Source organism: Streptomyces sp. NBC_00322 (assembly GCF_036147535.1).
GTDB lineage: Bacteria > Actinomycetota > Actinomycetes > Streptomycetales > Streptomycetaceae > Streptomyces.
This window is the reverse complement of record NZ_CP108019.1, coordinates 3039993-3062718: the sequence shown is the minus strand read 5'-3', so window position 1 is coordinate 3062718 and position 22726 is coordinate 3039993. Positions and strand designations below refer to the sequence as shown.

Genomic DNA, 22726 nt, shown 5'->3' with positions numbered 1-22726 from the left:
CCGCATGAGAATCGCGGTACCGGCCGTCGCCGCAGTCGTGGCGGCACTCGTCGGTACGGGCCTGGCCATGTCCGGCTCGCAGGCCGCCGAGACCGAGGGCCCCCAGCTGGGCTCCCGGCAGCAGATCGACCCGCTGTCGCAGCAGGAACTGCGCAGCCGCACGATCGAGGCGATGAAGGCCGACAAGGCCAGCAAGCGCACTCTCGTGCAGCAGCCCTCCTCCTCGTCGTCGTCCGAGACGACGTCGGCGCCGAGCGCGCGCATCATCGGTGGTCAGACGACGACCATCTCGGCGGCGCCCTGGATGGCTCAGCTCCACTTCGCGGACAGCCTGGGCAACGGCTACTTCTGCGGCGGCGTCGTCGTCGCCCCGACGAAGGTCGCCACCGCCGCGCACTGCGTCAAGGGCATCAAGTGGTACGAGACCGGCACGGTCATCACCGGTACCGACCAGCTGCCCACCGAGCTGTCCGACGGCAGCTGGGACTTCCACGGCGGTGTCCTGCGGGGCGCCTACCGCCAGTGGAACCACCCGGCGTACAGCGCGGCCACCATCGACAACGACGTGGCCGTGCTCACGCTGACCTCGCCGGTCTCCGTGAAGCCGCTGCCGATCATGCAGAACACGGACACCGCGCTGTACACACCGGGCACGGACGCCAAGGTGTACGGCTGGGGCCGCACCAGCTCCACCGAGCCCAACAGTGCCTCGCAGACGCTGAAGGTCGCCGACGCGGACATCAACTCCAACTCCGCCTGCCAGACCGCCTACGGCTCGTCCTACATCGTCGGCCACATGATCTGCGCCGGAGCCGCGCCGACCGGTGACGACAGCACGACCGAGACCACCTGCAACGGTGACTCCGGCGGCCCGCTGGTGGCCGGCGGCAAGCTCGTCGGCCTGGTCTCCTGGGGCGACCAGAACTGCTCGGCCACCGGCAAGTACGGCGTCTACGCCAAGGTCAGCACGTACTCGGCCCCGATCCGGGCCCGCGTCAACGATGCCAACTGGAGCGGCGACCACACGGCCGACCTGCTGGCCCGTCGCGCCTCCGACAGCACGCTGTTCGGCTGGACCTCGAAGGTGACCTCGCTCACCCGCCAGTACAACCACGGTTACTTCGGCGGCGTGACCCTGATGGTCCAGGCCGACCTGAACCGCGACGACTACCAGGACCTGCTCTACCGGCTGTCGAACGGTGACGTCTACTGGGCCTACGACCCGGACCTGGCGCCGAAGCTCATCGCCAAGGGCTGGGGAGCGCACAAGCAGATCCTGGTCCCCGGCGACCTGACCGGCGACGATCTGCCGGACATGATGACGGTCAACTCCTCCGGCAATGCCTACCTCTACCCGGGCAAGGGCACCGGCGCCTTCGCCGCGCCGGTCCTGATCGGCGCCGGCTGGGGGCAGTACAGCATGGTCCGCGGCCACGGTGACTTCACCGGCGACGGCAGGGCCGACATCCTGGCCCGCGGCTCCGGCGGCGCCACCTACCTGTACACGGGTACCGGCAAGGCCACCGGCACGTTCGCGGCCCGCCGTCTCGTCGGCACCTTCGGCAGCTCCTTCAACGCGCTGGTCACCACCGGCGACGTGAACAGCGACGGAAACTCCGACCTGTTCGTGCGTGACACCACGGGCAAGCTGTGGCTCTACCCGGGCAACGGAAAGCCCACCGGTGGGATCTTCGCCACACGTGTCGCCTTCGGCACCGGCTGGCAGGCGTACAACCTCTTCGGCTAAAGCTCCAGCGCACACGCCGTTTGGTGCCCACCGCGCAGTCGCGGTGGGCACCAGGCGTTTCTCAGGGGCTTCTCAGACCCCTGTGCAACCCTTCTTGGTGCTTCACCGTCTGAACCAGTGCCGACACCGCGCCTGAAACACCACGGCAGGGGGTAGCGGGACCATCGAGAGCCGAGGGGAACATGGCCGACCAGAGCAGCAGCGGCAGCCGAATACGCAGCCGCGGCAAGCGCCGTAAACAGCCCACCGCACGCCACCGGGCACTGACCGTCGCGGGGTGGTCCGTCGCGGGACTGGTGCTGGTCGGCGGGTCCGGCCTCGGCTACGTCTACTTCAAGCTCAACGGCAATCTCCAGGGCGTCGACATCAACGCCGCACTCGGCACCGACCGCCCCAAGAACATCGACAACGGCTCCATGGACATCCTGGTCCTGGGCTCGGACTCCCGCTCCGGTGCCAACGCCGAGTACGGCGTGGACGAAGGCGCCGCACGCTCGGACACCGCGATGGTCGTGCACGTCTACCAGGGCCACAAGAAGGCCAGCGTCGTCTCCATCCCGCGTGACACCCTCGTCGACCGCCCCCAGTGCACGGACGAGAAGGGCAAGCCCGCCGCCGGTGAGAAGCGGGCGATGTTCAACACCGCCTACGAGGTCGGTGGCCCTGCGTGTGCGGTCAAGACCATCGAGAAGATGTCCGGCATCCGCATGGACCACTACATCGAGGTCGACTTCACCGGTTTCAAGAAGCTCATCGACAAACTGGGCGGTGTGGAGATCACCACCACCAAGGCGATCGACGACTCCAAGAGCCACCTCGACCTCGAGCCCGGCACGCACAAGCTCAACGGGGAGCAGTCGCTCGGTCTCGTCCGCACCCGCAAGAGCGTCGGTGACGGCAGCGACCTTGGCCGAATACAGCTGCAGCAGGCCTTCATGAAGGCGTTCATCGACCAGGTCAAGCACGTCGGCGTCTTCAGCAACCCGAAGAAGCTCTTCGACGTGGCCGACACCGCCACCAAGGCGATCACGCCCGACTCCGAGCTCGACTCCGTCAATGAGCTGATGGACTTCGCCCGGGGGCTCAGCGGCCTCGGAGCCAAGGACGTACACATGATCACGATGCCGGTGGAGTACGACCCGGCCGACCCCAACCGTGTGGTGCCGATCAAGGCCGCCGCCCAGCAGGTCTGGACGGCGATCAAGCAGGACAAGCCGATTCCGGCCTCCGCGGTCAAGGACTCGGCGGGCGACAAGGGCGACGCGGGCACCCTCGTCAAGAAGCAGTAGCCCGGCCGCTCCCTGAGGGGACCCCCGGGGGAATAGTTCCGGCCGGACCCCGGTTTTGGGAGTTACGGCCGGTCCTGGCAGACTGGTACGTCGGCCCCGGTTCACGTACGAGCAATCCGCCCGTGCGACCCGGTGCCCTCCCGAAACTAGGAGACACCTTGAAGCGCGACATCCACCCCGAGTACGTCGAGACCCAGGTCAGCTGTACCTGTGGCGCGTCGTTCACCACTCGCAGCACCATCGGCAGCGGCAGCATTCGTGCCGAGGTCTGCTCCGAGTGCCACCCGTTCTACACGGGCAAGCAGAAGATCCTCGACACCGGTGGCCGTGTGGCCCGCTTCGAGGCCCGCTTCGGCAAGGCTGCCGGCTCCGCCAAGAAGTAGCGAGCCACTGCGCCGGCCCTCGGCCGCCCCTGACCGGGGTGGCCGAGGCCGGCGCTTTGTCCGTTCTGAGCAGCCCCCTTCGCGTACGAAAGACCAGGAGCCCCCGATGTTCGAGGCGGTCGAGGAACTGATCGGCGAGCACGCCGATCTTGAGAAGAAGCTCGCCGATCCCTCGGTCCACGCGGACCAGGCGAACGCGCGCAAACTCAACAAGCGCTACGCCGAGCTGACCCCGATCGTCGGCACGTACCGCTCCTGGAAGCAGACCGGGGACGACATCGCGACCGCGCGTGAATTCGCCGCCGACGACCCGGACTTCGCCGCCGAGGTCAAGGTGCTGGACAAGCAGCGCGAGGAACTCACCGAGAAGCTGCGGCTGCTGCTCGTACCGCGCGACCCCAGCGACGACAAGGACGTCATCCTCGAGGTCAAGGCGGGCGCGGGCGGCGACGAGTCCGCCCTGTTCGCCGGTGATCTGCTGCGGATGTATCTGCGGTACGCCGAGCGCGTCGGCTGGAAGACCGAGATCATCGACGCGACCGAGTCCGAGCTGGGCGGCTACAAGGACGTCCAGGTCGCGGTGAAGACCAAGGGCGGCAACGGCGCGACCGAACCCGGGCAGGGCGTCTGGGCGCGGCTGAAGTACGAGGGCGGGGTGCACCGCGTGCAGCGGGTGCCCTCCACCGAGTCCCAGGGCCGTATCCACACCTCCGCGGCCGGTGTGCTGGTCACGCCCGAGGCGGAGGAGATCGACGTCGAGATCCACGCCAATGATCTCCGTATCGATGTGTACCGCTCCTCCGGGCCGGGCGGCCAGTCCGTCAACACCACTGACTCCGCGGTGCGCATCACGCACCTGCCCACCGGCGTCGTCGCCTCCTGCCAGAACGAGAAGAGCCAGCTGCAGAACAAGGAGCAGGCCATGCGTATCCTGCGTTCGCGGCTGCTGGCCGCGGCCCAGGAGGCGGCCGAGCAGGAAGCGTCGGATGTCCGCCGCAGCCAGGTCCGCACAGTTGACCGCTCCGAGAAGATCCGTACGTACAACTTCCCGGAAAACCGCATCTCGGACCACCGGGTCGGCTTCAAGGCGTACAACTTGGACCAGGTCCTCGACGGGGATCTCGACGCGGTGATCCAGGCCTGCGTCGACGCCGACTCCGCCGCCAAGCTCGCCGCCGCCCAGTAAGCCCAGCACCCAGCAGACAGCACCAGCCCGGAGGACCAGCGTGCAGCAACATTTTGGGGGGCGACCCCCAAGCCCCCGAAGTCTGCTGCTTGCCGAGGTGGCCCAGGCCACTCAGCGGCTGGCCGACGCCGGCGTGCCCTCACCGCGCTTCGACGCGGAGGAGCTCGCCGCCTTCGTCCACAGTGTGAAGCGGGGAGAGCTGCACAACGTCCCGGATGGTGACTTCGACGCCCGCTACTGGGAGGCTGTCGCCCGCCGTGAGGCCCGCGAGCCGCTCCAGCACATCACCGGCCGCGCCTTCTTCCGCTATCTGGAACTACAGGTCGGACCTGGCGTCTTCGTGCCGCGCCCGGAGACCGAATCGGTCGTCGGCTGGGCCATAGACGCCGTACGGGCAATGGACGTCGTCGAGCCGCTCATCGTCGACCTGTGTACGGGATCGGGCGCGATCGCCCTGGCCATGGCGCAGGAGGTGCCGCGCTCTCGGGTGCACGGCGTGGAGCTCTCCGAGGACGCGCTGAGGTGGACCCGCAAGAACGCCGAGGGCACGCGCGTCACCATCCACCAGGGCGACGCACTGAGCGCCCTGCCGGAGCTGGACGGGCAGGTGGACCTGGTCATCTCCAATCCGCCGTACATCCCGCTCACGGAGTGGGAGTATGTCGCCCCCGAGGCCCGCGATCACGACCCGGACATGGCCCTGTTCTCCGGCGAGGACGGCCTCGACACCATTCGCGGCATCGAGCGCACCGCGCACCGGCTGCTGCGTCCCGGCGGCCTCGTCGTCGTCGAGCACGCGGACACGCAGGGCGGCCAGGTGCCGTGGATCTTCAGTGAAGAGGCCGGCTGGGCGGATGCCGCCGACCACCCTGATCTGAACAAGCGGCCGCGCTTCGCGACCGCGCGCAAGGCAACGCCATGACGAAGCACGTGACCACGCATGTGTACGAGGAGGCCCGCTGATGGCTCGGCGATACGACTGCAACGACGCGACGGATCGCATCACCGGTCTGCGTGAAGCCGCATCGGCCGTCCGCCGCGGCGAGCTGGTCGTGCTGCCCACCGACACCGTGTACGGGATCGGTGCGGACGCCTTCAGCTCCGAGGCCGTCGCCGACCTGCTGGACGCCAAGGGGCGCGGCCGCAATATGCCCACCCCTGTCCTCATCGGCTCGCCGAACACCCTGCACGGCCTCGTCACCGACTTCTCCGAGCAGGCCTGGGAGCTCGTCGACGCGTTCTGGCCGGGCGCGCTGACCCTCGTCGCCAAGCACCAGCCCTCGCTCCAGTGGGACCTGGGCGACACTCGCGGCACCGTCGCGATCCGTATGCCGCTGCACCCCGTCGCCATCGAACTGCTCACCGAGGTCGGCCCGATGGCCGTCTCCAGCGCCAACCTGACCGGACACCCGGCGCCGGAGGACTGTGACGCCGCGCAGGAGATGCTCGGCGACTCGGTCTCGGTCTACCTGGACGGCGGCCCGACCCCGGGCATCGTTCCGTCCTCCATCGTCGATGTCACGGGCAAGTTCCCGTTGCTGCTGCGTGAGGGAGCGCTCTCGCCGGACGAGCTGCGCAAAGTCGTACCCGACCTCGAGGTGGCCAGTTGACCGCCCCTGAGGGGCGTGGCATAGCGGAATCCGTCAGCACCAACTCCACTTTCCGCATCCTCCACGTCAGCACCGGCAACGTCTGCCGCTCGCCGATCACCGAGCGGCTGACCCGCCATGCCCTGAGCGTCCGCCTCGGCGACCCGCTCACGGGCGGCCTGATCGTGGAGAGCGCGGGCACCTGGGGCCACGAGGGCGCCCCGATGGAGGCCAACGCCGAGATCGTCCTCGCCGACTTCGGCGCGGACGCGACGGGGTTCGTGGGCCGCGAACTGCTCGACGAGCATGTGATCCGCGCGGACCTGGTCCTCACGGCGACCAGGGACCACCGGGCCCAGGTGATCTCGATGGGCCACTCGGCGGGCCTGCGCACCTTCACGCTCAAGGAGTTCACGCGACTCGTGCGCGCGATAGACCCGACAACGCTGCCGGACCCGCACGAGGGCGTCGTTGAGCGCGCCCGTGCCCTGGTCAGGGCGGCGGCGGCGCTGCGCGGCTGGCTGCTGGCGCCGAGCCCGGACGCGGACGAGGTGTACGACCCGTACGGTGCGCCGATCACCTTCTTCCGGTCGATCGGTGACGAGATCCAGCAGGCGCTGGATCCGGTGGTGACGGCGCTGACGGGGGTTCCGGCGCGCCGCTGAGCCCGGGGCTCCGTCAGGTCCTGTCCGGCCGATCTTGCCGGGCTCGCGTGCCCTGGCACGCCCATCTGCCGCGTTGTCGTCAGTCGCCGACGCTCCGCGTCGGCTCTCCCCCTGCCTTCGGCGGGGGGACCTCCATCCTCCGGCCTGCAGCTGCACGCACCGCAGTGACATCAGCCGCTCCGCGGCGGGCCGCTCACTGATCCGGCCTGATCGACCGGACAGGACCTAGGCGGGCGAGGCGGCGGGGCCCGGCCTACATTGGAGGGGCCGCCACCCCACGCGAGGCCCGGAGCCCAAGATGTCGGTCACCGCTGCACCAGACGCCGCCCACATCACCCACCACGGCGCGGACTTCGAGGCCCTGCGCCGCCAGGATCCCCAGATCGCCGAGGTGATCCTGGGGGAACTGGGCCGGCAGAGCGACAGCCTTCAGCTCATCGCCGCGGAGAACTTCACCTCGCCCGCGGTCCTCGCCGCCCTCGGCTCCCCGCTCGCCAACAAGTACGCCGAGGGTTACCCGGGCGCCCGCCACCACGGCGGCTGTGAACTCGTCGACGCAGCCGAGCGCATCGCCGTCGAGCGCGCCATGGCCCTGTTCGGCGCACAGCACGCCAACGTCCAGTCGCACTCCGGCTCTTCCGCCGTCCTCGCCGCATACGCGGCGCTGCTCAAGCCGGGCGACACGGTCCTGGCCATGGGCCTTTCGTACGGCGGTCATCTCACCCACGGCTCGCCCGCCAACTTCTCCGGCCGCTGGTTCGACTTCGTCGGATACGGCATCGACGCCGACACCGGGCTCATCGACTACGAGCAGGTCCGCACCCTGGCGCGGCACCACAAGCCCAAGGCCGTCGTCTGCGGCTCGATCTCGTATCCCCGGCACCCCGACTACGCCGCCTTCCGCGAGATCGCCGACGAGGTGGGCGCGTATCTGATCGCCGACGCCGCCCATCCGATGGGCCTCATCGCGGGCGGCGCGGCCCCCAGCCCCGTCCCGTACGCCGATGTGGTGTGCGCCACCACCCACAAGGTGCTGCGCGGGCCGCGCGGCGGAATGATCCTGTGCGGGGCCGAGCTGGCCGAGCGCATCGACCGGGCGGTGTTCCCCTTCACGCAGGGCGGCGCCCAGATGCACACGATCGCCGCCAAGGCCGTCGCCTTCGGCGAGGCGTCGACCCCCGCGTTCAGCGCGTACGCCCACCAGGTGGTCGCCAACGCGCGCGTGCTCGCCGACGGGCTAGCCGCGGAGGGCTTCACGGTACTGACCGGCGGCACCGACACCCATCTGATCAGCGCGGATCCGGCCCCACTGGGCGTGGACGGCAAGACGGCCCGCGGCCGTCTCGCCGCGGCCGGACTGGTCCTGGACACCTGCGCACTGCCGTACGGCGACGGACGCGGCATCCGTCTGGGCACCGCGGCCGTCACGACGCAGGGCATGGGCGAGGCCGAGATGGCCCATATCGCCGCGCTGTTCACGGCAGCGATGCGTGAAGAGGGAGAAGGCGCGCGAAAGGTCCGTGCGGAAGTACGAGCGCTGGCCGGTAGATTTCCGCCTTATCAGGGGTAGCCGCGAGCCGTGGAACCATCGCCGTCGCCCGTATGTCCTCAAGCATGTGGCTACCAGAGCTAGGGTGTGGGGCTGAGATGGCCAGCGATTCCTGTGGGGCAGCCCGTGCGTGATTACCTGCTGACGCTCTGTGTCACGGCTGCGGTGACCTATCTGCTGACCGGTCCGGTGCGGAAGTTCGCCATCGCGTCCGGCGCGATGCCGCAGATCCGTGCCCGAGACGTACACCGAGAGCCGACACCGCGACTCGGCGGTATCGCCATGTTCTTCGGGCTGTGCGCGGGTCTGCTGGTCGCCGACCATCTGCAGAACCTGAACAGCGTCTTCGAGCTGTCCAACGAACCGCGTGCGCTGCTCTCCGGCGCCGCCCTGATCTGGATCATCGGCGTTCTGGACGACAAGTTCGAGATCGACGCCCTGATCAAGCTCGGCGGCCAGATGATCGCCGCGGGTGTGATGGTGATCCAGGGTCTGACGATCCTGTGGATCCCCGTGCCCGGCGTCGGCGTCGTCGCGCTGACCAGTTGGCAGGGCACGCTGCTGACCGTCGCCCTCGTCGTGATCACCATCAACGCGGTGAACTTCGTGGACGGCCTCGACGGTCTCGCCGCCGGCATGGTCTGCATCGCCGCCGCGGCCTTCTTCCTCTACGCGTACCGGATCTGGTTCAGCTACGGCATCGAGGCCGCCGCCCCCGCGACTCTGTTCACCGCGATCCTGATGGGCATGTGCCTGGGCTTCCTGCCGCACAACATGCACCCGGCGCGGATCTTCATGGGCGACTCGGGCTCGATGCTGATCGGGCTGGTGCTCGCCGCGGCCGCGATCTCGGTCACCGGCCAGGTGGACCCCGACGCCCTGAAGATCTTCGAGGGCAGCACCCGCCAGGCCACGCACGCTGCACTGCCGGTCTTCATCCCGCTGCTGCTGCCTCTGACCATCATCGCGATCCCGGTCGCCGACCTGCTGCTCGCGATCGTGCGGCGTACGTGGAACGGGCAGTCGCCCTTCGCCGCCGACCGTGGCCATCTTCACCACCGGCTCCTGGAGATCGGACATTCGCACAGCCGCGCTGTCCTGATCATGTACTTCTGGTCGGCGCTGATCGCCTTCGGCGTGGTCGCGTACTCCGTGCACTCGGCGTCGATGTGGATCGTCCTGCTCATCGTCGCGCTCAGCGCGGTGGGGCTGGTGCTTCTGCTGCTGCCGCGCTTCACCCCGCGCGCCCCGCGCTGGGCGGAGGCCTTCGTGCCGCCGCGCTACCGGCGCCGTGCGGTGCCAGAGCCGGCCGCGCTGCCCGCGCTCGCGTACGAGACGGATGCTGCGCAGGAGGAGCCCGAGGAACGCACGCCCGTCGTGGCGGGCGTCAACGGCGTCAACGGAGCGACTGCCATCGGCGCCCGTTCGCGCCTCCCGGACCGGAGGAAGGCCGGGACGCACGGCTGACGTGTCGGTGTATGGGCGCCCAATACCAGACATAACGGCGTCTTGTCCTGCACACACGCGCGGGGTCACTCTCATGTGTGATGGTCGGCACACTCCTAGGTAAAGACCTCATCAAATAGTTTGTGATACCGTTCACGAAACCCGGCGACAGAGCCGAAGGGCCGTAGTGCGACGGCCCTTTGGCGCGAGGTTCACTCTCGCTCCGGGCCTACGCTCGTCCATGACGACACTCATGCCCCCACCACCTGCGGAGCTGCCGCCATGCGGTCCAATGACGCCCGAACACTCCTCCAAGCAGCCCTGCCCGCCGCAGGCGCCGGCATTCTTGCCGCCGTGATCAGTGGCGTGGTCGCGGGTGGCAAGGGAGCTGTGGGCGCCGTTGTCGCGACGGTCATTGTGATTCTCTTCATGGGAATGGGACTTGTGGTCCTCGAACGGACCGCCAAGTCCCTTCCGCATCTGTTCCAGGCCATGGGTCTCATGCTCTATGCGGCGCAGATCCTGCTGCTGTTCATCTTCGTCGCCGCATTCAAGAACACCACGCTGTTCAACCCGAAGGCCTTCGCGATCACGCTGGTCGCGGTGACCCTTGTATGGATCGCCGCTCAGACCCGTGCGCACATGAAGGCCAAGCTGCTTTACGTCGAACCCGACCCCTCCTCGAGCGAGAAGCCCGAAAGCAAGGGGTCGAAGTCGTGAGGGGTAGGGCCGGTATAAGTGCGCGTTCGCGATCCTGCTATCGTCCGGTGCCAACTGCGGCACTGCGGGCGCGGGCATCTGAGCTGACGCCTGCTCAAGCGCGAGGCTCCATGCCTGCCAGCCGCCCCCACATCCGTAACACCAGTCCAGTGCCGATCAGCGGCTGTGCGCCGCGCCGACACAACGAGGTTGCCGTACCTATGCGCCACGCTGAAGGAGCCCGCGGTGAGTGCTGACCCGACGCAGGTGCTCGCCTTCGAGACCGACTGCCACATCTTCCAGAGCGACGGTTGTGGATTCCCGGCTCCCGGCCTGCACTCGTTCCTGTTCCAGCCCCTCTGGGGCGACGGGGACAGCAACTTGTACTTCAACAAGACAATGCTGCTGGCCCTGCTCGGCTCGGTCATCATCGTCGGCTTCTTCTGGGCGGCTTTCCGTAGGCCGCAGGTTGTCCCCGGCAAACTCCAGATGGTCGCCGAGACCGGCTACGACTTCGTCCGCCGAGGCATCGTCTACGAGACGATCGGCAAGCGCGACGGCGAGAAGTACGTCCCGCTGGTGGTCTCCCTGTTCTTCTTCGTCTGGATGATGAACCTCTGGTCCATCATTCCGGTCGCCCAGTTCCCCGTGACGGCGATCATTGCGTACCCGGCCGCGCTCGCCGCGATCGTGTATGTCCTGTGGGTCAGCCTGACCTTCAAGAAGCACGGTTTCGTCGGAGCCTTCAAGAACTTCTCCGGCTACGACAAGAGCCTCGGCCCGGTCCTGCCGCTCTCGATGACCATCGAGCTCTTCTCGAACCTGCTCGTCAGGCCGTTCACGCACGCCGTCCGGCTCTTTGCCAACATGTTCGCGGGTCACACCCTGCTGCTGCTCTTCACGATCGCCACCTGGTACCTGCTGAACGGTATCGGCATCGCCTACGCAGGTGTGTCGTTCGTGATGGTCATCGTGATGACCGCCTTCGAGCTCTTCATCCAGGCTGTCCAGGCATATGTGTTCGTCCTGCTGACCTGCAGCTACATCCAGGGCGCTCTCGCCAAGGGCCACTGAGCACCCGACCTCCTGAAGCACCCGGTGGCCAACCCCCACCGGACCAAGAAAGAGAAGGAAGAACCGGCATGTCTGCTCTCCAGACCCTCGCCGCCACCAGCGTCGAAATCAAGGGCAACCTCGGCTCCATCGGCTACGGCCTTGCGGCCATCGGCCCCGGCGTCGGCGTGGGCATCATTTTCGGTAACGGTACCCAGGCTCTCGCCCGTCAGCCCGAGGCCGCCGGCCTGATCCGCCAGAACCAGATCCTCGGCTTCGCCTTCTGTGAGGCGCTCGCCCTGATCGGTCTGGTCATGCCGTTCGTCTACCCGACCTCCTGACCGGTCGCGAACAGCCCATTCGACGAAAGGCACTGACGTGAACCCTCTGGTTCAGCTCGCGCAGGAAGAGGCGGAAAACCCGCTCATCCCGCCGATCCCTGAGCTCGTCATCGGCCTGATCGCCTTTGTCATCGTTTTCGGCTTCCTCGCCAAGAAGCTCCTCCCGAACATCAACAAGGTTCTGGAGCAGCGCCGAGAGGCCATCGAAGGTGGCATCGAGCAGGCCGCTGCGGCCAAGGTCGAAGCCGAAAGCGTGCTCGAGCAGTACAAGGCGCAGCTCGCCGAGGCCCGCCACGAGGCGGCCCGGATGCGCCAGGAGGCGACCGAGCAGGGTGCCGCGATCATCCAGGAGATGAAGGCGGAAGGCCAGCGGCAGCGTGAGGAGATCATCGCTGCCGGTCACACCCAGATCGAGGCCGACCGCAAGGCCGCTGCCGCGGCGCTGCGGCAGGACGTCGGCAAGCTCGCCACCGAGCTGGCCGGCAAGCTGGTCGGTGAGTCCCTCGAGGACCACGCCCGGCAGAGCCGCACCATCGACCGCTTCCTCGACGCACTCGAGGACAGCGCTTCGAAGGCAGAGGCCGGGCGATGAACGGAGCGAGCCGCGAGGCACTGGCTGCCGCACGCGAGTCCCTTGACGCGCTGACCGACAACACGTCGGTCGACGTGGCAAAGCTCGCGGAGGAGCTGGCCGCCGTCACCGCGCTGCTCGACCGTGAGGTGTCGCTGCGTCGGGTCCTGACCGACCCGGCGCAGGCCGGCGAGGCCAAGGCCGAGCTGGCGGGACGCTTGCTGCGTGGTCAGGTGGGCGGCGAGAGTGTCGACCTGATCTCCGGCATGGTGCGTTCTCGCTGGTCGCGGTCGCGTGACCTGGTCGACTCGGTCGAGGAGCTGGCGGCCTCCGCCGAGCTCACCGTGGCCCAGCGGGCCGACGCGCTCGACGATGTCGAGGACGAGCTGTTCCGGTTCGGCCGGATCATCGACTCCGCCAAGGACCTGCGGTCCGCGCTGACCGACAAGTCGGCGCCGGTCTCCGCCAAGGGTGAGCTGCTGCGCAGCCTGCTCGGCGGCAAGGCCAACCCGGTCACCGAGCGTCTGGTCGTCCGTCTGGTCACCCAGCCCCGGGGACGTAGCCTGGAGGCGGGACTCGAGTCCCTGTCCAGGCTCGCCGCGGCGCGCCGGGACCGGATGGTCGCCGTCGTCACCTCGGCCGTCCCGCTGAGCGACGAGCAGAAGCAGCGCCTCGGCGCCGGTCTTGCGCGGATCTACGGCCGCCAGATGCACCTGAACCTCGACGTGGACCCCGAGGTCCTCGGCGGGATCTCGGTGCGTGTCGGTGGCGAGATCATCAACGGCAGCATCGCGGAGCGTCTCGACGAGGCAGCACGCCGTATGGCCGGCTGACCAAGCCAGTAACTGAACAAGCAGTACGAGCGGCCCGGTTGGGCCGTGCAGAGATTGCAGAAGATTCCTGGGGGTCGCCCCCAGACCCCCTAAGAAACTTCGGGCCCAACAAGGAGAGCAGGGAACCCAGATGGCGGAGCTCACGATCCGGCCGGAGGAGATCCGGGACGCGCTGGAGAACTTTGTCCAGGCGTACAAGCCGGACGCGGCCTCGCGCGAGGAGGTCGGCACAGTCAGCCTTGCCGGCGACGGCATCGCGAAAGTCGAGGGTCTTCCCTCGGCCATGGCGAACGAGCTGCTGAAGTTCGAGGACGGCACCCTCGGTCTCGCCCTCAACCTCGAGGAGCGCGAGATCGGCTGCGTCGTTCTCGGCGAGTTCAGCGGTATCGAGGAAGGCCAGCCGGTCACCCGCACCGGCGAGGTCCTGTCCGTCGCTGTAGGCGAGGGCTACCTGGGTCGCGTCGTCGACCCGCTCGGCACCCCGATCGACGGCCTCGGCGAGATCGAGACCGACGGACGCCGCGCCCTCGAGCTGCAGGCCCCGGGCGTCATGGTCCGTAAGTCGGTGCACGAGCCGATGCAGACCGGCTACAAGGCTGTCGACGCCATGGTGCCGATCGGCCGCGGCCAGCGTCAGCTGATCATTGGTGACCGTCAGACCGGCAAGACCGCTCTGGCCGTCGACACGATCATCAACCAGCGCGACAACTGGCGCTCGGGCGACCCGAAGAAGCAGGTCCGCTGCATCTACGTCGCCATCGGCCAGAAGGGCTCCACCATCGCGTCCGTGCGCGGTGCGCTGGAGGAGGCAGGCGCCCTCGAGTACACGACGATCGTCGCGGCTCCGGCGTCCGACCCGGCCGGCTTCAAGTACCTGGCGCCGTACACCGGCTCGGCCATCGGCCAGCACTGGATGTACCAGGGCAAGCACGTCCTGATCATCTTCGACGACCTGTCGAAGCAGGCCGACGCCTACCGCGCCGTGTCGCTGCTGCTGCGCCGCCCGCCGGGCCGCGAGGCCTACCCGGGCGACGTCTTCTACCTGCACTCGCGTCTGCTGGAGCGCTGCGCCAAGCTCTCCGACGACATGGGCGCCGGTTCGATGACGGGTCTGCCGATCGTCGAGACCAAGGCGAACGACGTGTCGGCGTTCATCCCGACCAACGTCATCTCCATCACCGACGGCCAGTGCTTCCTGGAGTCCGACCTGTTCAACGCCGGCCAGCGTCCGGCCCTGAACGTCGGTATCTCGGTCTCCCGTGTCGGTGGTTCCGCCCAGCACAAGGCGATGCGCCAGGTCTCCGGCCGTCTGCGTGTGGACCTCGCCCAGTACCGTGAGCTGGAGGCGTTCGCCGCCTTCGGTTCCGACCTGGACGCGGCCTCCAAGGCGCAGATGGAGCGCGGCAAGCGCATGGTCGAGCTGCTCAAGCAGCCGCAGTACCAGCCCATGCCGATCGAGGAGCAGGTTGTCTCCGTCTGGGCCGGCACCACCGGCAAGATGGACGACGTCCCGGTCCAGGACATCCGCCGCTTCGAGAGCGAGCTGCTCGAGCACCTGCGCCGTGAGCGCAAGGAGCTGCTGACCAGCATCGCCGAGGGCGCCAAGATGTCGGACGACACCCTGCAGTCCATCGGTGACGCGATCGCCGCCTTCAAGCGTCAGTTCGAGACCTCGGACGGCCAGCTTCTCGGCGAAGACGCGCCGGTCAGCACGGCCAAGTGACGACGGAAGGGACCTGACTCATGGGAGCCCAGCTCCGGGTCTACAAGCGTCGCATCAAATCCGTCACCGCGACCAAGAAGATCACCAAGGCGATGGAGATGATCGCCGCCTCGCGCATCGTCAAGGCGCAGCGCCACGTGGTGGCCTCCACGCCGTACGCGACCGAGCTCACCCGCGCGGTGACCGCGGTGGCGACCGGGTCGAACACGAAGCACCCCCTCACCACCGAGGTGGAGGCTCCGGTCCGCGCCGCGATCCTGCTCATCACGAGCGACCGCGGTCTGGCCGGCGGCTACTCCGCCAACGCCATCAAGGCGGCGGAGCAGCTCACCGAGCGGCTCCGCGGCGAGGGCAAGGAGGTCGACACGTACATCGTCGGCCGCAAGGGTGTCTCGTACTACGGCTTCCGTGAGCGCAAGGTCACGGAGTCGTGGACCGGCTTCACGGACAACCCGACCTACGCGGACGCCAAGAACGTCGCGGGGCCGCTGATCGAGGCCGTCCAGCTGGACACGGCGGAGGGCGGCGTGGACGAGCTCCACATCGTCTTCACCGAGTTCATCTCGATGCTGACGCAGACGCCGGTGCAGAACCGGCTGCTGCCCCTCAGCCTCGAGAAGGCGGCCGAGGAGTCGGGTACCAAGGGCGAGATCCTGCCCCTGTTCGACTTCGAGCCGTCGGCGGAGGACGTCCTCGACGCCCTGCTGCCGCGGTACGTCGAGAGCCGGATCTACAACGCGCTGCTCCAGGCCGCTGCTTCCAAGCACGCTGCCACCCGCCGCGCGATGAAGTCGGCGACCGACAACGCCGGGGAGCTCATCAAGAGCCTCTCCCGGCTTGCCAACGCGGCCCGCCAGGCCGAAATCACCCAGGAAATCAGCGAGATCGTCGGTGGCGCCAACGCCCTGGCCGACGCGACCGCGGGGAGTGACAAGTAATGACGACCACTGTTGAGACGGCCGCCGCCACGGGCCGCGTCGCCCGGGTCATCGGCCCGGTCGTCGACGTGGAGTTCCCCGTCGACGCGATGCCGGAGATCTACAACGCGCTCACCGTCGAGGTGGCCGACCCGGCCCTCGACGGGGCCAAGAAGACCCTGACGCTCGAGGTTGCCCAGCACCTCGGCGAGGGCGTGGTCCGCGCGATCTCGATGCAGCCCACCGACGGTCTGGTCCGCCAGGCCCCGGTGACCAACACGGGTGCGGGCATCACCGTCCCGGTCGGTGACATCACCAAGGGCAAGGTGTTCAACACCCTCGGTGAGGTTCTGAACGTGGACCCGTCCACGGTCGAGATCACCGAGCGCTGGCCGATCCACCGCAAGGCCCCGAACTTCGACCAGCTCGAGTCGAAGACCGAGATGTTCGAGACGGGCGTCAAGGTCATCGACCTTCTCACCCCGTACGTCAAGGGTGGAAAGATCGGTCTGTTCGGTGGTGCCGGTGTCGGCAAGACCGTTCTGATCCAGGAAATGATCTACCGCGTCGCCAACAACCACGACGGTGTGTCGGTGTTCGCGGGCGTCGGTGAGCGTACCCGTGAGGGCAACGACCTCATCGAGGAGATGACCGAGTCCGGCGTCATCGACAAGACGGCGCTTGTCTTCGGTCAGATGGACGAGCCCCCGGGCACCCGTCTCCGCGTCGCGCTTGCCGGTCTGACCATGGCGGAGTACTTCCGCGATGTGCAGAAGCAGGACGTGCTCTTCTTCATCGACAACATCTTCCGGTACACCCAGGCCGGCTCCGAGGTGTCCACCCTGCTCGGCCGTATGCCGTCCGCGGTGGGTTACCAGCCGAACCTGGCCGACGAGATGGGTCTGCTGCAGGAGCGCATCACCTCGACGCGTGGCCACTCGATCACCTCGATGCAGGCGATCTACGTCCCCGCGGACGACCTGACCGACCCGGCCCCGGCCACCACCTTCGCCCACCTCGACGCGACGACGGTTCTGTCCCGTCCGATCTCGGAGAAGGGCATCTACCCGGCCGTGGACCCGCTGGACTCCACGTCCCGGATCCTGGACCCGCGCTACATCGCGCAGGACCACTACGACACGGCGACCCGTGTCAAGGGTGTTCTGCAGAAGTACAAGGACCTCCAGGACATCATCGCGATTCTCGGTATCGACGAGCTGGGCGAGGAGGACAAGCTCGTTGTCCACCGTGCCCGTCGCGTGGAGCGCTTCCTGTCGCAGAACACCCACGTCGCCAAGCAGTTCACCGGCGTGGACGGTTCGGACGTGCCGCTCGAGGAGTCGATCACCGCGTTCAACTCGATCTGTGACGGTGAGTACGACCACTTCCCCGAGCAGGCGTTCTTCATGTGCGGTGGCATTGAGGACCTCAAGGCCAACGCCAAGGAGCTCGGCGTCTCCTGAGTCTGCTGACTCGTGGAGGGGGGCGGGTGCGTCCCGCCCCCCTCTCTTCGCCCATGCTGCATCTCCCGGGGGACAACCCCCGGACCCCCGGCCGAAGGGCTCGGGGCGGGCGCCGTCGTTCTGGCGCCCGGAGCGCTATTAGACTTATGACCCAACACCCGGCAGAACCGCCGGGTGGTGACCCGAGGAGCCAACCTTGGCTGCTGAGCTGCACGTCGAGCTGGTCGCCGCTGACCGGCAGGTCTGGTCCGGCGAGGCCACCCTGGTCGTCGCGCGCACCACGTCCGGCGACATCGGCGTCATGCCCGGTCACCAGCCGCTGCTCGGTGTGCTGGAGTCGGGCCCGGTGACCATCCGTACGAGCGAGGGCACAACCGTCATCGCCGCTGTGCACGGCGGTTTCATCTCGTTCGCCGACAACAAGCTGTCGCTGCTGGCGGAAATCGCCGAGCTGGCGGACGAGATCGACGCTCGGCGCGCCGAGCGTGCGCTGGAGCGCGCCAAGTCGGACGAGGACGACGCCGCCGAGCGGCGCGCCGATGTCCGGCTGCGTGCGGTGGCGGTGCGCTGAGCACCCCGCCGACAGTCGTAGCCCTCAGCCGCGGCCCGGGCTGGATTTCTCCAGACCGGGCCGCGGCTGAGGCGATGCAGGTGCAGGTGCACGTGGGAATCCGTTACGGGACGATGCGAGGAGGTCGGTGGACATGTTCCTCGCTCTGCTTGTGAGCGCCCTGGTCGTCGTCACACTGGTGGGGATCGGGCTGTTCGTCTTCGGACTGCGCCGACGGCTGATCCAGCGTTCCGGCGGCACCTTCGACTGCAGTCTGCGCTGGAACGTCCCGGAGGAGACCGACCTCTCCGGCAAGGGCTGGGTGTACGGCGTCGCCCGCTACAGCGGCGACCGGATCATGTGGTTCCGGGTCTTCTCGTACGCTCCCCGCCCCCGCCGTGTCCTCGAGCGCTCCGCCATCGAGGTCGTGACCCGGCGTACGCCCGAGGGCGAGGAAGAGCTGGCGCTGCTCTCCGACGCGACCGTGCTGGGCTGTCTCCACCGCGGGACGCGGCTGGAGCTGGCGATGAGCGAGGACGCGCTGACCGGTTTCCTCGCCTGGCTGGAGGCGGCGCCGCCCGGCCAACGAGTCAATGTGGCTTAAATAGGCTGTCTCGTTGGTTGGGGGTCCCCCCGGACGAAGTCTGGGGGAGAGTCAATGTGGCTTAAATAGGCTGTCTCGTTGGTTGGTGGTCCCCCCGGACGAAGTCTGGGGGAGGGTGAATGTCGCCTGAGAGTGTGACGAAGCCCGGGAGAAGGAGTCTCCCGGGCTTCGCTGCGCGCAGCGTCAGTTCAGACCGCTGTTGATCGCGCCGACGAGCTCTCCGTTCGTCGTGTCACCGCTGAACTCCCAGAAGAACGCGCCTCCCAGGCCCTGCCCCTTCGCCCAGCTCATCTTCGAGGTGACCGTGGCGGGGGTGTCGTAACTCCACCAGTTGCTGCCGCACTTGGCGTACGCCGTACCCGCGATGGTGCCGGTGGACGGGCAGGTGTTCTTGAGGACCTTGTAGTCCTCGATGCCCTGCTCGTACGTGCCGGGGGCGGGCCCCGTCGCGGTGCCGCCCGGCGTCGCCTGGGTGACTCCGGTCCAGCCGCGTCCGTAGAAGCCGATGCCCAGCAGCAGCTTGGCGGACGGCACTCCCTTCGCCTTGAACTTGGCGATCGCCTCGGCGGAGTTGAATCCCGCCTGCGGGATGCCGGCGTACGAGGTGAGCGGGGAGTGCGGGGCGGTCGGGCCCTGAGCGGCCCAGGCGCCGAAGAAGTCGTACGTCATCACGTTGTACCAGTTGACGTACTGCGCCGCGCCGCCGTAGTCGGCCGCGTCGATCTTGCCGCCGGACGAGGCGTCGGCGGTGACGGCCGCGGTGACCAGGTTGTTCGTACCGAACTTGGCGCGCATCGCCTGCATCAGGTTCTTGAAGGCGGCGGCGCCGCTGGTGTCGCAGGACAGGCCGCAGGCGTTCGGGTACTCCCAGTCCAGGTCGATGCCGTCGAAGACATCGGCCCAGCGCGGGTCCTCCACCAGGTCGTAGCAGGACTGCGCGAAGGCCGCCGGGTTTGCCGCTGCCTGGCCGAAGCCGCCGGACCAGGTCCAGCCGCCGAACGACCAGAGCACCTTGATGTGCGGGTACTTCGCCTTGAGCTTGCGCAGCTGGTTGAAGTTGCCGCGCAGGGGCTGGTCCCAGGTGTCGGCGACGCCGTCGACGGACTGGTCGGCGGTGTACGCCTTGTCGTAGTCGGCGTAGGCGTCACCGATGGCGCAGCGGCCGCCGGTGACATTGCCGAAGGCGTAGTTGATGTGGGTGATCTTCGACGCGGAGCCGGAGGTGTCCAGGTTCTTCACGTGGTAGTTGCGCCCGTAGACGCCCCATTCGGTGAAGTAGCCCAGCTTGACCGTGGAGCCGGGGCCGGGGCCGCCACCACCGCCGGTGGTGCGCACCGCGCGGGCTCCGCTGACCGGTCCCGTCTGGTCGGCGGTGTCACGCGCCTGGACGGTGTACGAGTAGTCGGTGCCGGCGGTGAGGCCGGTGTTCGTGTACGTCGTGCCGGTAACCGTCGCGATCCTGGCGCCGTCGCGCAGTACGTCGTAGTTCTTGATGCCCTTGTCGTCGGTGGCGGCGGTCCAGCTCAGCGCCACCGAGGTGTCGGTGATGTTGCTCGCGGACGGGGTGCCGGGGGCGGAGGGCGGGTTGTCGCCGGGGACGCTGCCGCCGTCGCACGACGCGCCGTTGAGCTTGCAGCCCGAGGGGGCGCCGGAGCCGCTGCCGTTGAAGCCGAAGGAGACCGAGGCGCCGGGGGCCAGCGTGCCGTTCCAGCTCTTGTTCTTGGCGGTCCAGTGCGTGCCGGAGCTGGTGACGTCCGCGTCCCAGGCGGAGGTGACGACGGTGCCCGAGGGGTAGTCCCACTCGACAGTCCAGGAGCTGAGGGAGGTGGTGCCGGTGTTCTTCACCGTCCACTTGCCCTCGAAGCCCGTGCCCCAGTCCTGGACCTTGTTGTAGGTGGCCGTGGCGGATGTGGCGGCTTCGGCGGGCGCTGCGAGGCCGACCATGGCGGCCAGGGGGAGGAGCAGCGCGGTCAGTCCCGCGACGGCTCTGGATCTGACTCTGAATCTGGTTCTGTGCAGTGGGGGTTGCGTGTTCACGGGTGCTCCTCGAGGAGGTCCGGGACGTTCGGGGGATGGTCCGTGCACTGCGCACCCTGCGTGGCTCACCGCAGTGTGTGTGCGGTGAGACTAGGAAGGTCTGGACCAATCGTCAATAGGTCCAGACCATAGGTGTGAGGGGTGGGGGAGAGGGGAATCTAGATACCCAACTCCTGTGCCAGGACGGCCGCTTGGACCCTGCTGCGCAGCTCCAGCTTGCCCAGCAGCCTGCTCATATGGGTCTTCACCGTCGCCTCCGCCATGTCGAGACGTACGGCGATCTCGGCGTTCGACAAGCCCTCGCCGACGCACGACAGCACCTCGCGCTCGCGCCGGGTGAGCAGATCGAGGACCGCGGGGTCGGGTGCGTCCGGTCGGCGTACGGGGGTCGGTGCGGCGAACTCCGCGATCAGCCGGCGCGTGACGGCCGGCGCGATCAGACCCTCGCCGCGCGCCACCGTGCGTACCGCCTCCAGCAGATCCGCCGCGTCGGTGTTCTTCAGCAGAAAGCCCGCGGCCCCCGCACGCAGCGCCCCGAAGACGTACTCGTCCAGATCGAAGGTGGTCAGTACGAGTACGTCGGCGAGCTGCTCGGCGACGACCTGCCGGGTCGCCGACACCCCGTCCAGACGCGGCATCTGAACGTCCATCAGCACCAGATCCGGACACAGTTCGCGGGCCAGCCGCACCGCTTCCTCGCCGTCCGCCGCCTCGCCCACCACCTCGATGTCCGGTGCGCTGCGCAGGATGAGGACCAGACCGGCGCGTACGGCGCTCTGGTCCTCCGCGACCAGTACCCGGATCGTCATGCCCTGCCGTTCCCTTCGTCGACGAGCAGTTCGGCCCGTACCCGCCAGATCTTGCCGTCGCCATTGCCGTCCCCGTCGGTCACCGGTCCCGACTCGAACTGCCCGCCCAGCAGCGCCACCCGTTCCCGCATCCCGACCAGACCGGCCCCCGAGCCGGGCGCCCGCGGCCGGGGCCGGTCGCCGAACGGGCTGGTCACCTGCACCGTCAGCGTCCCCTCGTGCTGGGCCAGAGAGACCCTGACCCGGCCCGGCGACGCGTGCTTGAGGGCGTTCGTCAGCGACTCCTGGATGATGCGGTACGCCGCGAGCTCGACCGGCGCCGGAACCGCGAGGCCCGCCTCGCGGGCGTCGTCGAGCCCGAACTCCAGACCGCTGGCGGCCCCGTTGGTGCCCGCCTGGCTGAGCAGCGCGTCCACACCGGCCAGTGTCGGGGCGGCCGCCGGAGCCGTACCGCCCCCGCTGTCCCGCAGCAGTCCGATCAGCCGGCGCATCTCCGCGAGCCCGTCGACGCTGTTCTCGCGGATCACCCCGAGTGCCTCGCGCGAGGTCTTCGGATCGTCGAGGGAGAGCGCGGCGGTGGAGTGGATCGCGATCGCCGAGAGATGGTTGGCGACCATGTCGTGCAGCTCGCGGGCCATCCGGGCGCGCTCGGCGGTCACCGCCTGGGTGCGGTCGATCTCGGCGAGCAGGGCCGTCTGCTCGGCGCGCAGCTGCGCCGCTTCGGCGGCGTCGCGATGGGTGCGTACGCTCACGCCCGTCCAGGCCGGGGCCACGGTGACGACCGCGAAGACCAGGCCCAGCAGAACGGCCTGCGCGTCCTGGAAGACGACGAGCGCGGTGACCGTCACGGCGGCCGTCGCCACCATGGACACGGCGGGGATACGGCGTGCGGCTGCGGGCGTGCCGTACAGCACGGCCGCGTAGACCAGATCCGTGAACATCGCGATGGTGGCGACATTCCCGTCGGTGAACTGGTCGGCGAGCATCGCCGCGCAGCCGATGGCCAGTGCGGTGTTCGGCATGGTCCGGCGCAGCAGCTCCGCCCCGCTCATCACCGCCAGCGGCAGCAGCAGGAGCGGGCGCGGATCGACGCCGTGTCCGCCGCGGGTGTCCAGTCCCAGCGCGTAGAGCACCAGGCCGCCGAGGAATCCGGCCACGGCGATGAGCACGTCGTCGCGGTGCGGGCGGGTCGGAGCGGTCACGGACCCATCAAACACGGCGGACGGCCCGCGGGCCTCCACGTCCGGGGCGATGGCCCGATACATCGAAGGA

At 68.4% G+C, this 22726-nt stretch carries 22 protein-coding genes; 19 read left to right on the top strand and 3 right to left on the bottom strand.

What is annotated here, in order from left to right; all coding sequences use genetic code 11:
• Nucleotides 1-4 precede the first annotated feature (4 nt).
• The 19 genes from OG905_RS13665 to OG905_RS13575 all read left to right on the top strand — a co-directional run bounded on the left by OG905_RS13665 (nucleotide 5) and on the right by OG905_RS13575 (nucleotide 18608).
• Nucleotides 5-1747: a trypsin-like serine protease gene (locus OG905_RS13665; protein ID WP_328668237.1), complete on the top strand. Its 1743-nt coding sequence runs from the start codon at nucleotides 5-7 to the stop codon at nucleotides 1745-1747.
• Nucleotides 1748-1929: 182 nt separating this feature from the next.
• A complete protein-coding gene (locus OG905_RS13660) occupies nucleotides 1930-3036 on the top strand; it encodes an LCP family protein (protein ID WP_328668236.1) in 1107 nt (368 codons plus the stop codon).
• Nucleotides 3037-3194: 158 nt separating this feature from the next.
• Nucleotides 3195-3419 (top strand): 50S ribosomal protein L31, encoded by a 225-nt coding sequence (gene rpmE / locus OG905_RS13655; RefSeq protein WP_266487458.1) that lies wholly within the window; start codon nucleotides 3195-3197, stop codon nucleotides 3417-3419.
• Nucleotides 3420-3525: 106 nt separating this feature from the next.
• Nucleotides 3526-4605: a peptide chain release factor 1 gene (gene prfA, locus OG905_RS13650; protein ID WP_328668235.1), complete on the top strand. Its 1080-nt coding sequence runs from the start codon at nucleotides 3526-3528 to the stop codon at nucleotides 4603-4605.
• Between the two features lie 40 nt (nucleotides 4606-4645).
• The gene (gene prmC, locus OG905_RS13645) at nucleotides 4646-5527 is read left to right on the top strand and encodes a peptide chain release factor N(5)-glutamine methyltransferase (RefSeq protein WP_328668234.1); all 882 of its coding nucleotides are present in this window, start codon (nucleotides 4646-4648) and stop codon (nucleotides 5525-5527) included.
• 40 nt (nucleotides 5528-5567) lie between these two features.
• The gene (locus OG905_RS13640; RefSeq protein WP_328668233.1) at nucleotides 5568-6215 is read left to right on the top strand and encodes an L-threonylcarbamoyladenylate synthase; all 648 of its coding nucleotides are present in this window, start codon (nucleotides 5568-5570) and stop codon (nucleotides 6213-6215) included.
• On the top strand, nucleotides 6212-6859 hold the full coding sequence (locus tag OG905_RS13635; RefSeq protein WP_328668232.1) for an arsenate reductase/protein-tyrosine-phosphatase family protein: 648 nt from the start codon (nucleotides 6212-6214) through the stop codon (nucleotides 6857-6859). The genes OG905_RS13640 and OG905_RS13635 overlap by 4 nt, the downstream gene beginning before the upstream one ends.
• A gap of 298 nt (nucleotides 6860-7157) precedes the next feature.
• The gene (glyA, locus tag OG905_RS13630) at nucleotides 7158-8429 is read left to right on the top strand and encodes a serine hydroxymethyltransferase (protein WP_328668231.1); all 1272 of its coding nucleotides are present in this window, start codon (nucleotides 7158-7160) and stop codon (nucleotides 8427-8429) included.
• Nucleotides 8430-8534: 105 nt separating this feature from the next.
• The gene (locus tag OG905_RS13625) at nucleotides 8535-9875 is read left to right on the top strand and encodes an MraY family glycosyltransferase (protein ID WP_328668230.1); all 1341 of its coding nucleotides are present in this window, start codon (nucleotides 8535-8537) and stop codon (nucleotides 9873-9875) included.
• Nucleotides 9876-10136: 261 nt separating this feature from the next.
• Entirely contained in the window at nucleotides 10137-10574 is a 438-nt protein-coding gene (locus OG905_RS13620) for a hypothetical protein (RefSeq protein ID WP_328668229.1), read from the top strand.
• 210 nt (nucleotides 10575-10784) lie between these two features.
• Nucleotides 10785-11627 carry a F0F1 ATP synthase subunit A gene (gene atpB, locus OG905_RS13615; protein WP_324976829.1) on the top strand — a complete coding sequence of 281 codons (843 nt, stop codon included), beginning with the start codon at nucleotides 10785-10787 and terminating at the stop codon, nucleotides 11625-11627.
• A gap of 68 nt (nucleotides 11628-11695) precedes the next feature.
• On the top strand, nucleotides 11696-11947 hold the full coding sequence (locus OG905_RS13610; protein WP_324976791.1) for a F0F1 ATP synthase subunit C: 252 nt from the start codon (nucleotides 11696-11698) through the stop codon (nucleotides 11945-11947).
• A gap of 37 nt (nucleotides 11948-11984) precedes the next feature.
• Complete coding sequence (locus tag OG905_RS13605) at nucleotides 11985-12539, top strand: F0F1 ATP synthase subunit B (RefSeq protein WP_324976794.1); 555 nt, start codon at nucleotides 11985-11987, stop codon at nucleotides 12537-12539.
• Entirely contained in the window at nucleotides 12536-13351 is an 816-nt protein-coding gene (locus OG905_RS13600) for a F0F1 ATP synthase subunit delta (protein WP_328668228.1), read from the top strand. Before OG905_RS13605 ends, OG905_RS13600 begins: the two co-directional genes overlap by 4 nt.
• 130 nt (nucleotides 13352-13481) lie before the next feature.
• Entirely contained in the window at nucleotides 13482-15074 is a 1593-nt protein-coding gene (gene atpA, locus OG905_RS13595; RefSeq protein ID WP_328668227.1) for a F0F1 ATP synthase subunit alpha, read from the top strand.
• A 20-nt stretch (nucleotides 15075-15094) separates the two neighbouring features.
• The gene (locus OG905_RS13590; RefSeq protein ID WP_328668226.1) at nucleotides 15095-16012 is read left to right on the top strand and encodes a F0F1 ATP synthase subunit gamma; all 918 of its coding nucleotides are present in this window, start codon (nucleotides 15095-15097) and stop codon (nucleotides 16010-16012) included.
• Nucleotides 16012-17454: a F0F1 ATP synthase subunit beta gene (gene atpD, locus OG905_RS13585; RefSeq protein WP_328668225.1), complete on the top strand. Its 1443-nt coding sequence runs from the start codon at nucleotides 16012-16014 to the stop codon at nucleotides 17452-17454. The genes OG905_RS13590 and atpD overlap by 1 nt, the downstream gene beginning before the upstream one ends.
• A gap of 196 nt (nucleotides 17455-17650) precedes the next feature.
• Nucleotides 17651-18025 (top strand): F0F1 ATP synthase subunit epsilon, encoded by a 375-nt coding sequence (locus OG905_RS13580; protein ID WP_328668224.1) that lies wholly within the window; start codon nucleotides 17651-17653, stop codon nucleotides 18023-18025.
• A gap of 133 nt (nucleotides 18026-18158) precedes the next feature.
• On the top strand, nucleotides 18159-18608 hold the full coding sequence (locus OG905_RS13575; protein ID WP_328668223.1) for a DUF2550 domain-containing protein: 450 nt from the start codon (nucleotides 18159-18161) through the stop codon (nucleotides 18606-18608).
• Nucleotides 18609-18791: 183 nt separating this feature from the next.
• On the opposite strand, the gene OG905_RS13570 is transcribed toward OG905_RS13575, so the two are convergent.
• From OG905_RS13570 to OG905_RS13560, 3 genes are all read right to left on the bottom strand, one after another.
• The gene (locus tag OG905_RS13570; RefSeq protein ID WP_443043937.1) at nucleotides 18792-20645 is read right to left on the bottom strand and encodes a glycosyl hydrolase family 18 protein; all 1854 of its coding nucleotides are present in this window, start codon (nucleotides 20643-20645) and stop codon (nucleotides 18792-18794) included.
• A gap of 158 nt (nucleotides 20646-20803) precedes the next feature.
• A complete protein-coding gene (locus tag OG905_RS13565) occupies nucleotides 20804-21454 on the bottom strand; it encodes a response regulator transcription factor (RefSeq protein ID WP_328668222.1) in 651 nt (216 codons plus the stop codon).
• The gene (locus OG905_RS13560) at nucleotides 21451-22719 is read right to left on the bottom strand and encodes a sensor histidine kinase (protein WP_443044069.1); all 1269 of its coding nucleotides are present in this window, start codon (nucleotides 22717-22719) and stop codon (nucleotides 21451-21453) included. Before OG905_RS13560 ends, OG905_RS13565 begins: the two co-directional genes overlap by 4 nt.
• Nucleotides 22720-22726: the final 7 nt, after the last annotated feature.

What these genes read in the sequence shown, in the direction of transcription:
- OG905_RS13665 (WP_328668237.1), top strand. Translation starts at nt 5, where the DNA reads ATGAGAATCGCGGTACCGGCCGTCGCCGCAGTCGTGGCGGCACTCGTC.
- OG905_RS13660 (WP_328668236.1), top strand. Translation starts at nt 1,930, where the DNA reads ATGGCCGACCAGAGCAGCAGCGGCAGCCGAATACGCAGCCGCGGCAAG.
- prfA (WP_328668235.1), top strand. Translation starts at nt 3,526, where the DNA reads ATGTTCGAGGCGGTCGAGGAACTGATCGGCGAGCACGCCGATCTTGAG.
- OG905_RS13640 (WP_328668233.1), top strand. Translation starts at nt 5,568, where the DNA reads ATGGCTCGGCGATACGACTGCAACGACGCGACGGATCGCATCACCGGT.
- glyA (WP_328668231.1), top strand. Translation starts at nt 7,158, where the DNA reads ATGTCGGTCACCGCTGCACCAGACGCCGCCCACATCACCCACCACGGC.
- OG905_RS13620 (WP_328668229.1), top strand. Translation starts at nt 10,137, where the DNA reads ATGCGGTCCAATGACGCCCGAACACTCCTCCAAGCAGCCCTGCCCGCC.
- OG905_RS13610 (WP_324976791.1), top strand. Translation starts at nt 11,696, where the DNA reads ATGTCTGCTCTCCAGACCCTCGCCGCCACCAGCGTCGAAATCAAGGGC.
- OG905_RS13600 (WP_328668228.1), top strand. Translation starts at nt 12,536, where the DNA reads ATGAACGGAGCGAGCCGCGAGGCACTGGCTGCCGCACGCGAGTCCCTT.
- atpA (WP_328668227.1), top strand. Translation starts at nt 13,482, where the DNA reads ATGGCGGAGCTCACGATCCGGCCGGAGGAGATCCGGGACGCGCTGGAG.
- OG905_RS13590 (WP_328668226.1), top strand. Translation starts at nt 15,095, where the DNA reads ATGGGAGCCCAGCTCCGGGTCTACAAGCGTCGCATCAAATCCGTCACC.
- atpD (WP_328668225.1), top strand. Translation starts at nt 16,012, where the DNA reads ATGACGACCACTGTTGAGACGGCCGCCGCCACGGGCCGCGTCGCCCGG.
- OG905_RS13575 (WP_328668223.1), top strand. Translation starts at nt 18,159, where the DNA reads ATGTTCCTCGCTCTGCTTGTGAGCGCCCTGGTCGTCGTCACACTGGTG.
- OG905_RS13565 (WP_328668222.1), bottom strand. Translation starts at nt 21,454, where the DNA reads ATGACGATCCGGGTACTGGTCGCGGAGGACCAGAGCGCCGTACGCGCC.
- OG905_RS13560 (WP_443044069.1), bottom strand. Translation starts at nt 22,719, where the DNA reads ATGTATCGGGCCATCGCCCCGGACGTGGAGGCCCGCGGGCCGTCCGCC.